Annotated in this window: 17 protein-coding genes and 1 tRNA gene; 8 read left to right on the top strand and 10 right to left on the bottom strand. The window is 70.8% G+C overall.

Going from position 1 to position 14,843, the window contains the following annotated elements; genetic code table 11:
• Positions 1-22: 22 nt before the first annotated feature.
• On the bottom strand, positions 23-616 hold the full coding sequence (locus tag Hbl1158_RS14180) for a DUF3105 domain-containing protein (RefSeq protein ID WP_234297902.1): 594 nt from the start codon (positions 614-616) through the stop codon (positions 23-25).
• A 48-nt stretch (positions 617-664) separates the two neighbouring features.
• On the bottom strand, positions 665-1,369 hold the full coding sequence (locus tag Hbl1158_RS14175; RefSeq protein WP_234297901.1) for an enoyl-CoA hydratase/isomerase family protein: 705 nt from the start codon (positions 1,367-1,369) through the stop codon (positions 665-667).
• Between the two features lie 61 nt (positions 1,370-1,430).
• On the opposite strand from Hbl1158_RS14175, the gene Hbl1158_RS14170 reads away from it, so the two are divergent.
• Together Hbl1158_RS14170 and Hbl1158_RS14165 are read left to right on the top strand one after the other, a co-directional pair.
• Entirely contained in the window at positions 1,431-2,093 is a 663-nt protein-coding gene (locus Hbl1158_RS14170) for a hypothetical protein (protein WP_234297900.1), read from the top strand.
• A 107-nt stretch (positions 2,094-2,200) separates the two neighbouring features.
• A tRNA-Thr gene (locus tag Hbl1158_RS14165) sits at positions 2,201-2,272 on the top strand.
• A 74-nt stretch (positions 2,273-2,346) separates the two neighbouring features.
• Here the strand turns inward: Hbl1158_RS14165 and Hbl1158_RS14160 are convergent.
• Positions 2,347-2,763, bottom strand: a complete 417-nt coding sequence (locus Hbl1158_RS14160; RefSeq protein WP_234297899.1) for a dual specificity protein phosphatase — start codon at positions 2,761-2,763, stop codon at positions 2,347-2,349.
• Between the two features lie 179 nt (positions 2,764-2,942).
• Between Hbl1158_RS14160 and Hbl1158_RS14155 the strand changes: the two genes are divergently transcribed.
• Entirely contained in the window at positions 2,943-3,224 is a 282-nt protein-coding gene (locus Hbl1158_RS14155) for a hypothetical protein (RefSeq protein WP_234297898.1), read from the top strand.
• Between the two features lie 27 nt (positions 3,225-3,251).
• Here Hbl1158_RS14155 and Hbl1158_RS14150 read toward each other — a convergent pair whose 3' ends face one another.
• The 6 genes from Hbl1158_RS14150 to Hbl1158_RS14125 form a co-directional block, all read right to left on the bottom strand.
• Complete coding sequence (locus Hbl1158_RS14150; protein ID WP_234297897.1) at positions 3,252-5,117, bottom strand: histidine kinase N-terminal 7TM domain-containing protein; 1,866 nt, start codon at positions 5,115-5,117, stop codon at positions 3,252-3,254.
• Positions 5,118-5,295: 178 nt separating this feature from the next.
• Complete coding sequence (locus Hbl1158_RS14145; RefSeq protein ID WP_234297896.1) at positions 5,296-6,252, bottom strand: UbiA family prenyltransferase; 957 nt, start codon at positions 6,250-6,252, stop codon at positions 5,296-5,298.
• A 169-nt stretch (positions 6,253-6,421) separates the two neighbouring features.
• Positions 6,422-7,078, bottom strand: a complete 657-nt coding sequence (locus tag Hbl1158_RS14140; RefSeq protein ID WP_234297895.1) for a VOC family protein — start codon at positions 7,076-7,078, stop codon at positions 6,422-6,424.
• Positions 7,079-7,125: 47 nt separating this feature from the next.
• On the bottom strand, positions 7,126-7,575 hold the full coding sequence (locus Hbl1158_RS14135) for a cupin domain-containing protein (RefSeq protein ID WP_234297894.1): 450 nt from the start codon (positions 7,573-7,575) through the stop codon (positions 7,126-7,128).
• An 89-nt stretch (positions 7,576-7,664) separates the two neighbouring features.
• Positions 7,665-8,690, bottom strand: coding sequence for an ATP-binding protein (locus tag Hbl1158_RS14130; RefSeq protein ID WP_234297893.1), 1,026 nt, complete (start codon positions 8,688-8,690; stop codon positions 7,665-7,667).
• Between the two features lie 82 nt (positions 8,691-8,772).
• Positions 8,773-9,399: a metal-dependent hydrolase gene (locus tag Hbl1158_RS14125; protein ID WP_234297892.1), complete on the bottom strand. Its 627-nt coding sequence runs from the start codon at positions 9,397-9,399 to the stop codon at positions 8,773-8,775.
• A 130-nt stretch (positions 9,400-9,529) separates the two neighbouring features.
• Between Hbl1158_RS14125 and Hbl1158_RS14120 the strand changes: the two genes are divergently transcribed.
• Together Hbl1158_RS14120 and Hbl1158_RS14115 are read left to right on the top strand one after the other, a co-directional pair.
• Positions 9,530-10,189, top strand: a complete 660-nt coding sequence (locus tag Hbl1158_RS14120) for a TrkA family potassium uptake protein (protein WP_234297891.1) — start codon at positions 9,530-9,532, stop codon at positions 10,187-10,189.
• A gap of 332 nt (positions 10,190-10,521) precedes the next feature.
• The gene (locus Hbl1158_RS14115; RefSeq protein ID WP_234297890.1) at positions 10,522-11,400 is read left to right on the top strand and encodes a dihydrodipicolinate synthase family protein; all 879 of its coding nucleotides are present in this window, start codon (positions 10,522-10,524) and stop codon (positions 11,398-11,400) included.
• Here Hbl1158_RS14115 and Hbl1158_RS14110 read toward each other — a convergent pair.
• A complete protein-coding gene (locus tag Hbl1158_RS14110) occupies positions 11,382-12,152 on the bottom strand; it encodes a TOBE domain-containing protein (protein WP_234297889.1) in 771 nt (256 codons plus the stop codon). The two genes, Hbl1158_RS14115 and Hbl1158_RS14110, sit on opposite strands and share 19 nt — an antisense overlap.
• A gap of 169 nt (positions 12,153-12,321) precedes the next feature.
• Here Hbl1158_RS14110 and Hbl1158_RS14105 point away from each other — a divergent pair, with 169 nt between their 5' ends.
• From Hbl1158_RS14105 to Hbl1158_RS14095, 3 genes are read left to right on the top strand one after another with little or no spacing between them, the layout of a single operon-like run.
• Positions 12,322-13,281 carry a substrate-binding domain-containing protein gene (locus Hbl1158_RS14105; protein WP_234297888.1) on the top strand — a complete coding sequence of 320 codons (960 nt, stop codon included), beginning with the start codon at positions 12,322-12,324 and terminating at the stop codon, positions 13,279-13,281.
• A 2-nt stretch (positions 13,282-13,283) separates the two neighbouring features.
• A complete protein-coding gene (locus Hbl1158_RS14100; protein WP_234297887.1) occupies positions 13,284-14,003 on the top strand; it encodes an ABC transporter permease in 720 nt (239 codons plus the stop codon).
• Complete coding sequence (locus tag Hbl1158_RS14095; RefSeq protein ID WP_234297886.1) at positions 14,000-14,764, top strand: phosphate ABC transporter ATP-binding protein; 765 nt, start codon at positions 14,000-14,002, stop codon at positions 14,762-14,764. Before Hbl1158_RS14100 ends, Hbl1158_RS14095 begins: the two co-directional genes overlap by 4 nt.
• Positions 14,765-14,843 lie beyond the last annotated feature (79 nt).

The following is a 14,843-nucleotide window of genomic DNA, read 5'->3' as shown; positions in this document are numbered from 1 at the left end:
CGCCCGGGCGATGCCCGGGGCGCTACCGGACCGCGTTCTCCGGCCCGCGTCCGATGTACTCGGCGGCGAACGCCCGGACGACGTCCTCGTCGTACTCGTCCATCCGGAGGCGGTGTCGCCAGGCGGTGAGCGCGTAGGATGCCTCGGGGTCGTCGTAGGGGTACGGCATCGCGACGAAGCTCTGCCAGGTGTCGGTGTAGGTGTTCGCCCACTCCGTGAGGCTCGACTCCGCCTCCTCGGTCAGCGCGTCGGGGGCGTAGTAGGCGACCACAGCGCCGTGTTCCAGCGTGTGGACCACGTCGCCCATCGCCTGCGGCTCCTCGTAGAAGCCGGCGTTCACGACGCCGCTGTAGTGGGGGCCCGAGGTCGGGGGGCGCGTGTCGTACTCGATGTCGGTCCCGCGCTCGACGTGCTCGACGCCCTCCGACGGGAACGACTCCACGTCGGACAGCAGCTCCGGGTCGCCGTTCTCGGGAAGCGACCCGGCTCCGCCACCACCGCCACCGCCGAGACAGCCCGCGAGCGCCCCGACCGCACCGGCCCCGGCGACGCCGAGGACGCGGCGTCTGGAGAGCGAGGGCGATGTCCGGTCCGCGGGGACGTGTTCGTCCGTCATGTCATGCCCTCGTGACTGCGAGGATTCAACCCTTCCGGTCGCCGGGAGCTACCGCCCGCGATCCCCGTCGCCGAACTGCTCGGCGTGGAGTCGGGCGAACGCCTCGCGCTCGGCCCGCTCGGTCGCCTCGGCCGACTCGCCGCGACTCCCCGCTCGGACGAGTCGTCTCACCGCGGCCACAGCGTCGTGATCGTTGTCGGCGACCTCACGAGCGACCGTCTCGGGATCGGCGACCACCCGGGAGACGAGCCCCAGATTCAGCGCCGTCTCGGCGTCGAGGATCCGCGCCGAGCAGGCGATGTCCAGCGCCGCGCCCTCGCCGACGACCCGGGGGAGCCGGGCGGTGCCGCCCCACGCGCCGAACAGCCCCAGCGCCACCCCCGTCTCCGCGAACGTCGCCGCCGGCGTCGCCACCCGGAGGTCACACGCCAGCGCGAGTTCCACGCCGCCGCCGCGAGCCGCGCCGTCGACGCCGGCGAGGACGACCGGATCGGCCGACTCGATGGTCGACGCGACGCGCTGGCCGTGTGCGGCGAACGCCGCCGGGTCGTCGAGGTCGGCCACCACGTCGAGGTCCGCGCCCGCACAGAAGGCCGATCCGGCACCTCGGAGGAGCACGACCGGCTCGTCGGCTTCGGCGACGGCTGCCGCCAGCGCGTCGAGGTCGGCCGGCGTGAGGGCGTTGCGGGCCGCCGGACGGTCCAGCGTCACGATTCGGTAGTCGCCGTCGGCGGCCCGTTCGGCTCGGATCACGCCGACGGGATGGCCCCCCGTTTCCAAAGGTCTTTGCGTGTCCCCGGCGTATCTCGCTTCGATGGACGACGCCGCGCGGGTCCGTGCCGCCGCGGAGCGGGCGGTCGCCGATGTCGAGCCGCCGGCGCTTCGCGCCGCCCTGACGGACCGCTTCGCCGAGGCCGGGATGACCCCCGGGACGCTCACCCTCCTGTCCGCCCGGGCGCTCGATCCCGGCGTCGACGCCTCGGGTATCGAGGAGCACGCCGCCGGCGTCCAACTCATTTACGAGGGCCTCCGACTCACCCGCGAACTCGCACAGACGGAGCCGTGGGCCGAGGTCGACCTCGACGCGGAGGGCGACATCGACGCCGACCTGGACGTGCTCGCGGCCGACGTGTCGGTCTCGCGCGGCTTCTACCTCCTCGCGCGCACGGCCGCCGCGGACAAGGCCGTCGAGACGGTCCGGGCCTTCGGCCGCGACCAGACCCGCCGTCGCGACGCCGACCCCGCGGAGGCGGCCGCCCTCGATCGCGACTTGGAGGCGGACGTGTTCGAGCTCGCGGTCGTCGCCGGAACCGCCGCCGTCGGCGGCTCTGCACCCGCCGAACTGCTCTCCTACGCCGCCGACCTCGCCGGCGACGACGACCGCATGCCCGCCGTCGGGTCGCTGCCCGAGTCCGCCGGCGACCGGATCGCCTCGCTGGCCGACGACGACCGCGTGGCGTCGTCGGCCGACACCTGAACGGCCGGATCGACCGCGATCGTCCCGGCGTCGTATCGTGATACCTCGTGTCGCTGGCGGGGTCCAATCGTAACGCCTAAAGACGACTCCCGGCTATCCCTACTCGCGCCTGGGTAGCTTAGCGGTAAAGCGCGTCCTTGGTAAGGACGAGAGCCCGGGTTCAAATCCCGGCCTAGGCTTCCTATCTCTGTTGTGCCCGGCAGTCACCGGGTTATCACCCTGGTACAGAGTCGGTGAGCAAGAATTTCTTGATTCAACCACTTCCCTCACGAGTGATTTTGACGGCCTGACGAACCAGTGCGTCGTGTGGATCGGTTTCCGGCCTCCGTTCGAGTATCTGCTCGAAAGCCTCGTCGAGCGTGGTATCCGACAGTCTCGGTATCGCCGCTGCGGCGACTGACGGGCTTCGAGAGGATCCGGCCGAACAGTGAACCAGGACGCACCGATCGTTTTCACGGTGTCCCACGACCGTTTCTACGGCTTCAGCGAATGCCTGGTAACTGTTCTGAGGGCCGTCTACCATTGGTACATCTACAAGGGCGATGTCTCCTGTCTCCGGGTTGCTGTGGGTCAACGAGATGACGACGTCGACACCGTGGTTCCGTAGAAGTGACTCGTCGTTGGCGTCGGATTCTGTCCCTACGTAGATACTTTTGAATACTTCGTCCATCCAAAATCGCCCTGGTGAGAGGTAGCTACAGACACTATTCGGTTAAGTTCTGCCCGTCTACTACCCGCGGTGGTTAGATACTCTCCGAGAGCAACGCGTCGAATCCGATTTCACCACTCGACCCCACTCATCGCTGACCGGACCAGTACACATATCCCGGCGGCTGTGTTCGGGTGAGCGTGGAACTCACGTGGGCCTTCGGCGTGGTCGCGCTCGGTTGGCTGGTCATCACCGTCGCGATCACGGACGACGCCGCGAGGCGGGGAAACTCGTGGCTGTGGGGCCTCGCGACGCTGGTGTTCGGCGTGTTCGCGGCGCTGTTGTACCTGCTGTACCGGAACGACGAACGGGTTCCGATGTATCGGTGTCGCGAGTGTAAGTCGATCTTCTATCGCCCCGTCGGAATCGATAGACACGAACGCAACACGGGACACGACGTGGAGCAGGTGACCGGCGAGTAGTCGGCCACGCCGGCGGGAGGGGTTCGATCACGCCTCGTGGTCTCGACGGTCCCCGCCCCCGTGACGCTCCCGGTCGACCGATCCGCCTCCGTCACCGCTCGAGTCCGCCCCGTCGCCCCCGCCGCCTCCGTCGCCCTCGTCGACCACGGGCACCTCGACGGTGACGGCCGTGCCGCCCCCCTCGCGGTCCTCGAAGCGGACCTCGCCGCCGGCCATGTCGGTGCCCCAGACGACCAGCCACAGGCCGAGGCCGCTCCCGTGCTCCAGGGCGGTCTCGTTGCCGCGGTCGAGCACGGCCCGCTCGTGGTCGTCGATTCCGGGGCCGTTGTCGACGACGCGCACGCGGACCCTCTCGCCGTCGGCGACGCCGCGTGGGTCGCCGCGGGAGCGATCCGGAGCCGATCCCTCCGGTCGGTCGCCGTCGTCGCGTCCCCCGTCGACGGAGACGCGGGTCGCCCGCACGCGAACCCGCGGGTCGTCGGCGGTGTTGTGCTCGGCGGCATTCTCGACGAGGTTCTCGAAGACGGCCGTCACCACCGGGGAGACGGCGGCGTCGCCGGCGTCGACGGTCACCTCGGCGTCGACCGCGGGGAAGCGCTCGTGGACGCGCTCGGCGCACTCCCGCAACACCGGTTCCAGCGGCACAGACTCTCCCTGCCGACGGCCGCGCTCGAAGATGTCGATCACGTCGCGGGCCTTGTCGCTGATCTCCTCGATGCGAAGCGCCCCCTCCTTCACCGCGTCCACGCGGTCGTCGGCGGCGGACATGAGGTCCGCGTGGCCGTAGATGAGGTTCGTCTCCGTCCGGATGTTGTGCCGGAGGACGCGGTTCAACACCTCCAGCCGTTGCTGCTGGCGGAGGTGGTCGCTCACGTCGTGAAACGAGATAACTCGACCCAGCGGACGGTCGTGGAAGTCCTCGATCGCGGTGACGGTCGCGTCGTACTGGCGGCTCGCGGTGCCGGCGTCGACCGTGAGGTGTCGCGTCGAGTGGCCCTCCGCGGGCAGTCGGTCGTACCGCGGGATCACCCCGTCGGCCGGTCGCCCGAGCGCGTCGTCGGGGTCGACACCGAGGACGTCCGCGGCCTGCTCGTTCATGTCGACGACGTAGCCGTGGCGGTCGACGACGACTGCGCCCTCGCGCATCCGTTCGAACACGAGCCGTCGCGCGCGGTGATTCGGCGAGGGGCTCGTCCCGAGCAGGCGAAAGCGGGTGAGCGCGCCGAGGTACGCGACTCCCGAGATCGCGAAGAACACCGGCGTCGGATCGAGCCCGGGAGTGGGCATCACGCCCAGGAGAAACAGCGCGTTGCTCGCCCACGGGGCGACCGTCCCGACGAGCAGGCCGAGGCTCTGTCCCCGGAACGGGACCGCGTCGCTGTTCACCAGTCCGAGCAGCGGGATCGACCCCAGCAGGCCGAGCAGGTACGTGTACCCGGTGACGATCCAGTACCACGGCCCGCCGGTCCGTCGCAACAGCCGAACGCCGTCCTCGGTGACGAGCGTCGTCTCGAGGTACAGCAGGTCGTGTGCGTTCTGGGTGAACGCGAGCGCGACCGTCACGGCCGGAATCGCGAGCAGCAGGGCGACGTACCGCGGGCGGACGTACTGGTCGCGGCCGGTGTACTCCATCGCGAACAGGAACCACGCCACCGGGATGACCACCACGCCGACCCACTGGATGTCGGAGTAGAACACCTTCCCGGCGTACGTGGACGCCCGGATCTCGAACACGAAGAACACCGACCACCACACCTGTCCGGCCAGCATCGCCGCCAGCGGCACCGCTCCCTGTTCGGGTCGCTCGCGCCACGCGAGCAGCGCGGCCGTCGTCCCGACCGCGATCGTGACCAGCATCACAGCGACCAGCGTCCCCGACGCGAGCACGTGCATCCGGTGTCCGGGGAGCGAGGTAATAAATTACACCCTCCGAATTCCCGGTGTGAATCCCCGGGGGAGACGGCCGATGGCGGACAGTTCCGGCCGATCCCCGGTCGACACTCGGCGATCCCGGGGCGATCTCGGAGCAGCCTCGGACCGATCCCGTACCGATCCCCGAGCAGTCGGGGGACTACGCGACCAACGCCGGCGCGAACAGCACCGCGGCGACGACGAGGTACTCGCACTCGGCCGCCAGCGCGACCGCGTCGGCGTCGACGCGGTCGAGCATGGCGATCACTCCGACGGAGTACGCCACGCCGACGCCGAGGGCGACCGCGGGAGCCGCCGACAGCGCCCCCGTCGCGACCGCGGCCGCGACGACGCCGACGGTACAGAGGTCGACCGCGACCAGCGCCCGCCGGGTCGCCGACACGCCGAGGACCGTCGGCAGCGTCGACACCCCGATCGCGCGGTCGGCGACCACGTCGCCCACGTTGGGGATCTCGGTGTCGACGAACGACCGCAACAGGAAGTATCCGAACACGACAAGCGTCGTCGGCGTCACGGCGGCGTCGGTGAACGCCACCGGCAGCGCCGTCAGCGTCGTCGCCCACGCCAGCGCGACGATCAGGGAGTTGACGAGGAACACCTCCTTCAGGCGGCGCAGTCGCGAGCCGAACGCGGGCATCACGTCGGCCGCGTACGCGAGCCAGAACGCCCCGGGGATCAGCGTCGCCGCCAGCGCGACGGGGCCGCCCAGCACGGCGAGCGCGAGCGCCAGCCCGTACGACACCGATCCCAGCAGGTACAACGCGTTCCGATGCCGGCGGACGAACGCCGAACGCTCGGGGTCGGAGACGGCGTCGGTGTCGGCGTCGGCGACCCGATCGTGGGTGTACACCGCGAACGTCACCAGCCCCACGACCAGCGGGGCCGGACTCGGCGGCAGCGACAACAGCGTCATCGCGATCGCCACCTCCGCCATCGCGACGACCGCCAGATACGCGGAACTGTACACCAGCGCGTTCCCGGCTCGCTCGCCGATGTCGGTCACTCGCTCGACGACGTGGGCCCCTGGTTCGCGTACCCGATCACCGATGTCGCTTCGATCGTACCCCTCGGCGGTGTGGTTCTGCTCGTGTGGCATGTGTCGTCGACGGCGTGCGACGGATCGGCGTCGATCGCACCGTCGTCGGTGTTCCGGCTCCACGGTATAAAATTCTATTCGACAATTAGCTGAATCGAGGAGTAAAACGCCCGAATAGAAATCGCCTCTGATACGCGAGCTATATGAACGCCGGCGTACCGTCGGCCGACTACTCGGTGTAGCCGGTTCCGGTCGCGGCGTCGGGCACCTCGTTTCGCACCACGTCGAGGCCGAGTTCGTCGATGGCGGCCTCCATGTGCTCGTCGTCGACGTAGTCGTCGCCGGCGGCGACGCGCTTCGACTGCGCCAGCGCCATCACCTCGCCGCGGCGGTCGTCGGGCAGTTCGTACTTGTCGACGACCAGCTCGATGGTGAGACCGTTGTGATCGCGGGTGTACAGCGAGTGGAACGCGCCGCGGTCGAACTCGCTGAATCGGTGACCGTGCTCCGAGAGCGCCTCCTTGATATCGGGCAACTCCTCGGCCTCGATGGAGAACGCGAGGTGGTGGACCGCGCCGATGCCGGGACGCTGCCCCGCGGCCGACTCGCGGCTCTCCTCGACGAAGAACGTGATGATGCGGCCGTCGCCGCTGTCGAAGAACAGGTGGGTGACCTCGGGCGCGTCGAGGTTCGGCTGGCGCATCACAAGCGGCATGCCGAGCACGTCGCGGTAGAACTCGACGGTGTCCTCCTCGTTGCTCCCGATCAGGGTGATGTGGTCGGTGCCCGTCACCGAGAGCGCGCTGTCGGGCGTCTCGGCCGTCACGGGAATGTCAGAGCGGTCCGCCGGGGGCACGTCGCCGTCGTCGCGGTCGTCCGTTGCCATATCGGAGCGACGGGCTCCGGCCACTTAGCCGCTCGCTGACATCGGTGTCACCGGGGTTCATCGTGGTCGCTGCTATCGTCGCCAGCGTCGCCGGAGACGCCGACGCGGCCGCGACTCACGCCCGTCGCCAGTTCGGTCACGTCGCTGGTGCGCTCGTCGCCGGTGTCGCCGGCGTCGCCGGTGTTCTCGGTGCCGGCCGGCTCGAACAGCGCCACCTTCGCCGGCTCGCGGGCGACCGGTCGGTGGTCGACGCCCGCGGGGACGACGAGCAGTTCGCCCGGCTCCAGCGTCGCCGTCGGCTCCTCGCGGAACTCGATGTCGAGCGGTCCCCCCTCGATCACCCAGAACAGCTCGTCCGCGTCGGGGTGGCTGTGCCAGACGAACGACCCGTCGAGGCGCGCGAGCTTCACCGCCTGCCCGTTCAACTCCGCCGCCAGCCTGGGCGACCACGGCTCATCGAACGAGTCGAACGCCTCCGAGAGCGTCACCGGTTCCATGCCGACGGCTCGGTCTCGGACGAGCAAAAACCCCGGCAGTACCGCGACGGCGGTCGTCGCCCCGGCCGTGCCGCGACGGCGGTCGTCCGCTACTCGGGGGCCACGTCGACGTGGGTGATCTCGAAGCGCGCCCCGCCGGACTCGGCGTCCGTGATCGACAGCGTTCCCCCGTGGGCGTCGACGACCGCCCTGACGATCGCCAGTCCGAGGCCGCCCGTTCCGGCCGTCGAGAAGTCCGCCTCGGCGGCTCGGTCGCGGACCGCCGGCGGAACGCCCGGCCCGTCGTCCTCGACGTAGAAGCCGTCGGGGAGCGGACCGACGGTCACCGCGCAGTCGGGTCCCGCGTGGGTGACGGCGTTGCGAAAGAGGTTCTCCAGCAACTGCAACAGCAGTCGTCTGTCGCCGTGGACGACCCCCGTCCGGTGGACGGTCACGGTCGCGTCCGGGGTCGCCACGGTGTCCCACGCCTCCCGCGCGAGGTCGGACGGCCTGACCGGCTCCACCGTCGACAGCGCGCCGCTTTCGGTGAACTCCAGCGTCGCCTCGGCGATCTCGGCGATCCGAACCGCCGCGCGTCGGATCGTGTCGATCTCCGCGGTGTCGCCGATCTCGTCGGCGACCAGGTCGGCGTACCCCTCGATGACGTTCAGCGGGTTGCGGATGTCGTGCGTGAGAACGCCGAGCAGCGTTTCGAGCTGCGACTGTCGCGCCGCAGAGCGCAACTCGGCGAGGCGCTGGACGGTGATGTCGTGATGGACGACCATCGCGTATCGCTCGCCGTCCAGCGCGAACCCGGCGGCGTCGAGTCGGAACCAGCGTTGCTCCGTCGGGGAGTGACACGGGTACTCGATCGCGAGGTGTTCCTCGGACCCGTCCAGGAGCGCGCGGAGCCCGTCGACGGTCTCGCGGGCGTACGGGTCCTCGAACGCCCGTTCTCCCACGTCGAGATAGTTCTCGCCGACCCAGTAGTCGGGGTGTACGCCGTGGTTCTCGTCGGCGAACCGACGCCACGCGTCGTTCACCAGGACGATCGTCCCGTCCTCGGCGACGACAGCCACCTCCATGGGGAGCGCGGCGATCCCCGCCGTCGTTAGCGACGATGCGAGGGGTGTCATACCGTAACTCGGGTTCGTCCGGGTATCAGGCTACCGACTGACGGACCCACGTGAGCGTCCCCGTCGGGGGTCGCCGGGCCCGTCACCTGAGGTCCTCGATGACCGTCTCGGGGACGGCCGCGAGCACGGACTCCGGGAGCGCGCCCACGGCGCGCTCGCCGGCGTCCACCAGCCGACGACGGACGAGCGCGTACACCGCCGAGACGACGAGCAGCGCCGCCACGACCGCCCGTCCCGGCCCCGAGAGCGTCGCCAGCGCGGGGATCGCCAGCGCGACGCCGAGCAGGAAGTCCTCGGGCGCGCCGTCGTACCGGACCCACCGATGAGGCCCGTGCCACCGGCCGCGGAGGTGCTCGTACACCGCCCGGTCGCCGGTCGCCTCCCAGGGTCGAAGTTCCAGGTCGCCGCCGACGGCGTCGCTCACGGCGTGCAGCGCCGCCGCGAGGAGGAACGCCGCGGCCGCCAGCGTCGCCGGCGCGGGTACCGCGACCGCGACGACGACGGCCAGCAGCGCCGCGAGGCTCCCGTAGGCGGGAAAGTGGAGGTCCTTCCGGTGCTCCCCGAGCAGGTCGAAGTCGGGCGCGAGACCGCCCAACCCGCCGGCGAGCACCGTCGTCGTCGCCGTCGGCCCCGCCCCGGCTCCGGGCGCGACCGCGTGCAGGCCCACCCCCACCAGCACGCCCGCGAGGACGTGCGTCGTCGCCATCATGCCCCGGCTACGCGCTCGCCGGACAAAAATCGGCCGCGAGCCGTGCGCTCACACGACGGGGCGTCGCGGGCGGCACCGGTGTGACCCGACGGGCGACAGCGATATATGGTATGGCGTAGCATGACACGCTATGCGGATCGTCATCGTCGGCTACGGTCGGGTCGGATCGCGGACCGCGCGGGTGCTCGACGAGGAGGGCCACGACGTGGTCGTCGTCGACGACGACCACACGAAGGTCGAGCGCGCCCGCGAGCGCGGGCTGACTGTCGTCGAGGGCGACGGCACCGACGCCGCGGTGCTGGCGGAGGCGGGCGTCGCCGAGGCGGACGGCGTCGGCGCGATCACCGGCGACCCGGCGCGCAACTTCGAGATCTGCACGATCGCGCGGGACGCGGGCGACTGCCGGACGGTCATGCGGATCTCCGAGGAGTTCAGCGCCGACGTGTACGACGAGTACGAGCGCAACGTCGACGAGGTGATCTACCCCGAGCGCCTCGGCGCGGCCGGCGCGAAGACCGCGATGCTCGGGGGAGATTTCAACGCGATCGGCGACCTCACCGAGCGGCTCCAGCTCGTCACCGTCTCGGTCGACGAGGACGCGCCTATCGTCGGCACGCGCGTGCACGAACTCTCGGTCGAGGGCGGCCGGGTGTACGCCCACGGCCGCGAGCGCGAGCCGCTCACCGTGCCGTTGCCCGGTACGACGGTCGAGCCCGGCGACCGGCTCGCGGTGCTCGCGGAAACGGAGCGCGTCGCCGACGTGCGAGGAGCGCTGCTCGGGGCCGCCTGAGCGGCGAGCGACGGCCGCGAGCGCGGCTGTCGAACGGGGGAACGGCGGGGTCGAACGCGACCCCGGCGGACCGATGGGGGTGCGCGGGTCCGCGGCGCGCGTCGAGAGGGGTGGGTGTGCCGGGCGCTCGAAACGGACCGCCGAGGCGAGCGACCTCGTCGCGACGGTCGAGGGGTCGGGTGTTCTCGCGCCCACTCGGTGCTGTCGCGGGTCGGGAATAAATCCTCGTCAGACGGCGGTCACGCGTCCGACGGGCGTGTGACTCGCTCCGACCGCGGTCGCGGCTGGCCGGTGAGCCAACGCTCTTGACACCCGCCGCCCATCGGCCGTCCATGCAGGGAACCGGACCGCCGCTCGTCACGCCGTTCGACGCCGACGGCGACCTCGACGAGTCGGCGCTTCGCGATCTGGTCGAGTGGGTCGAGGCCCGCGGCGTCGACTTCCTCGTCCCGTGCGGGTCGAACAGCGAGGCCGAACTCATGACCGCCGACGAGCGCACGCGGGTCGTCGAGGTCGTCGCCGAGGCGGCCTCGGTGCCGGTGCTCGCGGGCACGGGTAGCCCCGGGAAGCGCGAGACGCTGGCGGCGACGGAGGCGGCCGCCGACGCGGGCGCGGACGCCGCGCTCGTGGTCACGCCGTTCTACTACGACCACGACCAGGAGACGCTGGCGGCGTACTACCGCGAGGTCGCCGACGAGTCGCCGATCCCGGTGTACCTCTACTCGGTGCCCCCCTACACCGACGCGAGCCTCGACCCCGAAACCGTCGGCGACCTCGCCCAGCACTCGAACGTCGCCGGCATGAAGGACTCCTCGGGCGACATCTCGGCGTTCCAGCGCATCCGCGAGCGCACCGCCGACGCCGACTTCGACCTCATGGTCGGTGCCGGGGGCGTGTTCGGGCAGGCGCTCGCGGCCGGCGGCTCCGGGGGCGTGCTCGCGCTCGCAAACATCGCCCCGGAGGGCGCGAGCGCGATCTACGACGCCCACGCCGCCGGCGACGCCGAGCGCGCCCGGGAGCTGACCGCCGCGCTCGCTGACCTGAACCACGCGGTCACCGCCGAGTACGGGATCCCCGGGCTGAAGTACGCGATGCGCGAACGCGGCGCGCCCGCCGGCAACGCCCGGTCGCCGCACCGCCCGCCCGAGAGCGACGCCGAGGCGGCGCTGGACGAGCGACTGGCGGCCGTCGGTCACCTGCTCGACGACTGAGTCTCCGCGCCCGCGACCGTCGCCCGCGTCGCCGTCGCCTTGAACGACGCGACGACCTCGCCGCCCTCGCGCAGGCCGAGCCGGTCGGCGCTGTCGACGGTCACGAGCGCACACACCGGCTCGCCCGCGCCGACGTCGACGCGCACGTCCACGACGGCGTCGCCGCGGTCGACGGCCGTCGCGGTCCCGCGCAGTCTGTTTCGGGCGCTCGTCGCGTCCGCCGCCGGCGTGCCCGCCGGGTCGTGGAGGGTCACGGCGTCGGCGCGCACGGCGACCTCCACGCGGTCGCCCGGCGTCGCCTCCGGGTCGCCGACCGCCAGCGCGCGAAGCGCTCCCGCGTCTGTCTCCACCGCCGCGAGCTCGCCGTCGCGCCCGGAGACAGTCCCCGCGAACACCGACTCCGCCGCGCCCGCGGTGCCCGCAAGCGCCGCCGTCAGTCGCTCGAAGCGCGCGAGCAGCGCCCGTGCTCCCGGCGTCAGCTCGCTTCCCCCGCCGTCGGCACCGCCGCGGCGGCGCTCCACGAGGTCGCCGAAGGCCGCCTCGAGCGTCTCCAGGCGCGAGAGCGCCCGTGCCCGCGAGCGACCCAGGTCGGCGGCGGCACCGCTGACCGAGCCGGCGGCGTCGACGGCCCCCAACAGCGCCGCGTCGCGCCCGTCGAAGGTCACGCCGTCGGCGACCAGGCTCGCCGCGAACCCCGCCGCGCCGTCGTCGCCGGCGGACCCCTCGCCCGCGCCCGCGTCGTTCGTTCCCATCGCCGATCGGTTCGGCGACCCGTCGGAAAACCGTTGCGCGCGCCGTCTCTCTTTCCCCGCGAGCGCGCTGTCGCGGATCGAAACTGGAATCGATTCCGAGACGGCGGATATCCGAGAAATAGTAACTGATTGCAACAGTTATATACCACCGTGGTCGATCGTTGTTTCTATGTCGAAACAACGGAACGACGGACGCGAGCGATCGACCAGCAGGCGGGCGTTCCTGGCGGCGGCCGGGACCGGCGTCACGGGCGCGCTCGCGGGCTGTTCGGGTATCACCGGCGGCCAAGAGGAGAACCAGGCGGGCGTCTCCGGCGAGACGCTGACGCTCACGACGACGACGAGCACGTACGACACGGGGCTGCTCGACGCGATCCACCCGGACTTCGAGGAGATGTACGGCGTGACCGTCGACGCGGTCGCGCAGGGGACGGGCGCGGCCCTCGAGTCGGCGCGCAACGGCGACTCGGACGTGGTGATGGTCCACGCCCGCGGGCTGGAGGACGAGTTCCTGCGCAACGGCTACGGGGTCAACCGTCGCGACCTGATGTTCAACGACTTCGTGATCGTCGGCCCCGAGAGCGACCCCGCCGGGATCCAGGGGATGGACTCGGCGACGGAGGCGCTGACGGCGATCGCCGAGGCGGAGGCGACGTTCGTCTCCCGCGGCGACAACTCCGGGACCCACACGAAGGAGCTCAACCTCTGGGAGGCCGCCGGCACCGAGCCGGGCGGCGACTGGTACCAGGAGACCGGTACGGGGATGGGGGAGGCGCTGAACGTCGCCAACCAGCAGGACGGGTACACGCTCTCGGACCGCGGGACGTTCATCTCCCAGCGCTCGGAGATCGACCTCACGATCCTGGTGCAGGGTCCCATCGGAGGGGGCCCGGAGATCCTCGCGAACCCGTACGGGATCATGGCGGTCAACCCCGGCGTCCACGACAACGCCAACTACGACCTCTCGATGGCGTACATCGGCTGGATCACCAGTCCCGAAACGCAGGAGGCGATCTCGGAGTACCAGGTCAACGGGGAGCAGCTGTTCTTCCCGAGGGCGGTCTCCGAGGACCCCGACTTCCAGCAGTACGTTCCGGAAGGCTGGAGTAGCAACTCCACCGACGGGTGACCATGCCGCTCGATCCGGTCGCACAGCTCGTCCCGGCGGTCGCCGGGTTCCCGTTCGAGGAGGGGTACGTCTCGAGCATCATCTACGTCTCGCTGTACGTGAGTCTCATCGCGGTGACGCTGAGTACGCTGTTCAGCATCCCGCTCGCGCTCGTGATGGGGTTCACCGACTTCCCCGGCAAGCAGTTCGTGAAGTCGGTGATCAACACGGGGATGGGGTTTCCCAGCGTCGTCGTTGGCCTGCTCGTGCTGTTTGCCGTCTCGAACCAGGGACCCCTCGGGGCGCTCGATCTCATCTTCACCAAGGAGGCGATGATCATGTCGCAGTTCGTGCTCGCGACGCCGCCGATCACGGCGATCAGCCTCGCCGCCATCACCGGCGTGAGCGACAACGTCCGGGACGCCGCCCGCGTCCTCGGCGGCACGCGCCTCGACACGGCGCTCGTCGTAATCAAGGAGGCGCGCTACGGCATCGCGACCGCCGTGCTCGCCGGGTTCGGCCGCGCGATCAGCGAGGTCGGGTCGGTGCTCATCGTCGGCGGGAACATCACCAGCGCCGACGGCATCTCGAAGACGCGAACGCTGACGACCGCGATCCAACTGGAGGCTCGACAGGGCCGCTACGAGACGGCGATGGTGATCGGGGCGGTCCTCGTGGTGGTCGTGTTGACGGTCAACGCCATCGTCGTCCGCCTGGGTGACACGGGGGCGGTGAACCGATGATCCGGCTGTCGAACGTCTCTCACGCCTACGACGGCGAGACCGTCGTCGAGGACGCCTCCCTGTCGGTCGAACCGGGCGAGGTCGTGGGGGTCATCGGCCCCTCCGGCGTCGGGAAGACGACCCTGCTGCGGGTCCTCGCGCTGTTCCTCCGTCCCGACGACGGGACCGTCGAACTCGACGGCGACGCGGCCTGGGACGCCGACGAGGAGCGGCGACTGGCGCTGCGGCGACGCGTCGGCATGGTGTTCCAAGACGCGAGCCTGTTCGACGCCACAGTCGCCCGCAACGTGGAGTACGGCCTCCGGGTTCGGCAGTCGTGGGACGAGCGAATCCGGGACCAACTCCGCTCGCTCGTCGGGTCAACCGCGCCGCCGGCGGCCGTCGAGGAGGCCGTCGACGTCGTCGGCCTGAACGGCAAACTCGACCAGGAGGCCGGATCGCTGTCGGGGGGCGAGGCCCAGCGGGTCTCGTTCGCGCGGGCGCTGGCGTACGAGCCGGAGTACCTCCTGCTCGACGAGCCGACCTCCGATCTCGACCCGCGCAACACGGGGCTGATCGAGGACGCGATCGGGGAGGCTCGCGACCGCGGCATCGGGGTCGTCGTCGCGACCCACGACATGCACCAGGCCGAGCGGATCGCCGACCGCGTCGGCGTGCTGCTGGGCGACGGCTTCACCGAGATCGGACCCACGGAGACGATCTTCGAGAACCCGGCCGACGAGCGCACCCGGAAGTTCATCTCCGGGGAACTGGTGTACTGAGGCTCGAGTGCGCTCCGCGCGCTCTCCCCGCCCCGTCTCTCTCCTCGCCCGGAGTAACTACTCGTGGTTACCGAACACG

Origin of the sequence: Halobaculum sp. CBA1158 (assembly GCF_021431925.1) — an archaeon.
Classification (GTDB): Archaea; Halobacteriota; Halobacteria; order Halobacteriales; family Haloferacaceae; genus Halobaculum.
This window is presented reverse-complemented; position numbering and strand designations above follow the sequence as displayed.

What these genes read in the sequence shown, in the direction of transcription:
- Hbl1158_RS14180 (WP_234297902.1), bottom strand. Translation starts at nt 616, where the DNA reads ATGACGGACGAACACGTCCCCGCGGACCGGACATCGCCCTCGCTCTCC.
- Hbl1158_RS14170 (WP_234297900.1), top strand. Translation starts at nt 1,431, where the DNA reads ATGGACGACGCCGCGCGGGTCCGTGCCGCCGCGGAGCGGGCGGTCGCC.
- Hbl1158_RS14160 (WP_234297899.1), bottom strand. Translation starts at nt 2,763, where the DNA reads ATGGACGAAGTATTCAAAAGTATCTACGTAGGGACAGAATCCGACGCC.
- Hbl1158_RS14150 (WP_234297897.1), bottom strand. Translation starts at nt 5,117, where the DNA reads ATGCACGTGCTCGCGTCGGGGACGCTGGTCGCTGTGATGCTGGTCACG.
- Hbl1158_RS14145 (WP_234297896.1), bottom strand. Translation starts at nt 6,252, where the DNA reads ATGCCACACGAGCAGAACCACACCGCCGAGGGGTACGATCGAAGCGAC.
- Hbl1158_RS14140 (WP_234297895.1), bottom strand. Translation starts at nt 7,078, where the DNA reads ATGGCAACGGACGACCGCGACGACGGCGACGTGCCCCCGGCGGACCGC.
- Hbl1158_RS14135 (WP_234297894.1), bottom strand. Translation starts at nt 7,575, where the DNA reads ATGGAACCGGTGACGCTCTCGGAGGCGTTCGACTCGTTCGATGAGCCG.
- Hbl1158_RS14130 (WP_234297893.1), bottom strand. Translation starts at nt 8,690, where the DNA reads ATGACACCCCTCGCATCGTCGCTAACGACGGCGGGGATCGCCGCGCTC.
- Hbl1158_RS14125 (WP_234297892.1), bottom strand. Translation starts at nt 9,399, where the DNA reads ATGATGGCGACGACGCACGTCCTCGCGGGCGTGCTGGTGGGGGTGGGC.
- Hbl1158_RS14120 (WP_234297891.1), top strand. Translation starts at nt 9,530, where the DNA reads ATGCGGATCGTCATCGTCGGCTACGGTCGGGTCGGATCGCGGACCGCG.
- Hbl1158_RS14115 (WP_234297890.1), top strand. Translation starts at nt 10,522, where the DNA reads ATGCAGGGAACCGGACCGCCGCTCGTCACGCCGTTCGACGCCGACGGC.
- Hbl1158_RS14110 (WP_234297889.1), bottom strand. Translation starts at nt 12,152, where the DNA reads ATGGGAACGAACGACGCGGGCGCGGGCGAGGGGTCCGCCGGCGACGAC.
- Hbl1158_RS14105 (WP_234297888.1), top strand. Translation starts at nt 12,322, where the DNA reads ATGTCGAAACAACGGAACGACGGACGCGAGCGATCGACCAGCAGGCGG.
- Hbl1158_RS14100 (WP_234297887.1), top strand. Translation starts at nt 13,284, where the DNA reads ATGCCGCTCGATCCGGTCGCACAGCTCGTCCCGGCGGTCGCCGGGTTC.
- Hbl1158_RS14095 (WP_234297886.1), top strand. Translation starts at nt 14,000, where the DNA reads ATGATCCGGCTGTCGAACGTCTCTCACGCCTACGACGGCGAGACCGTC.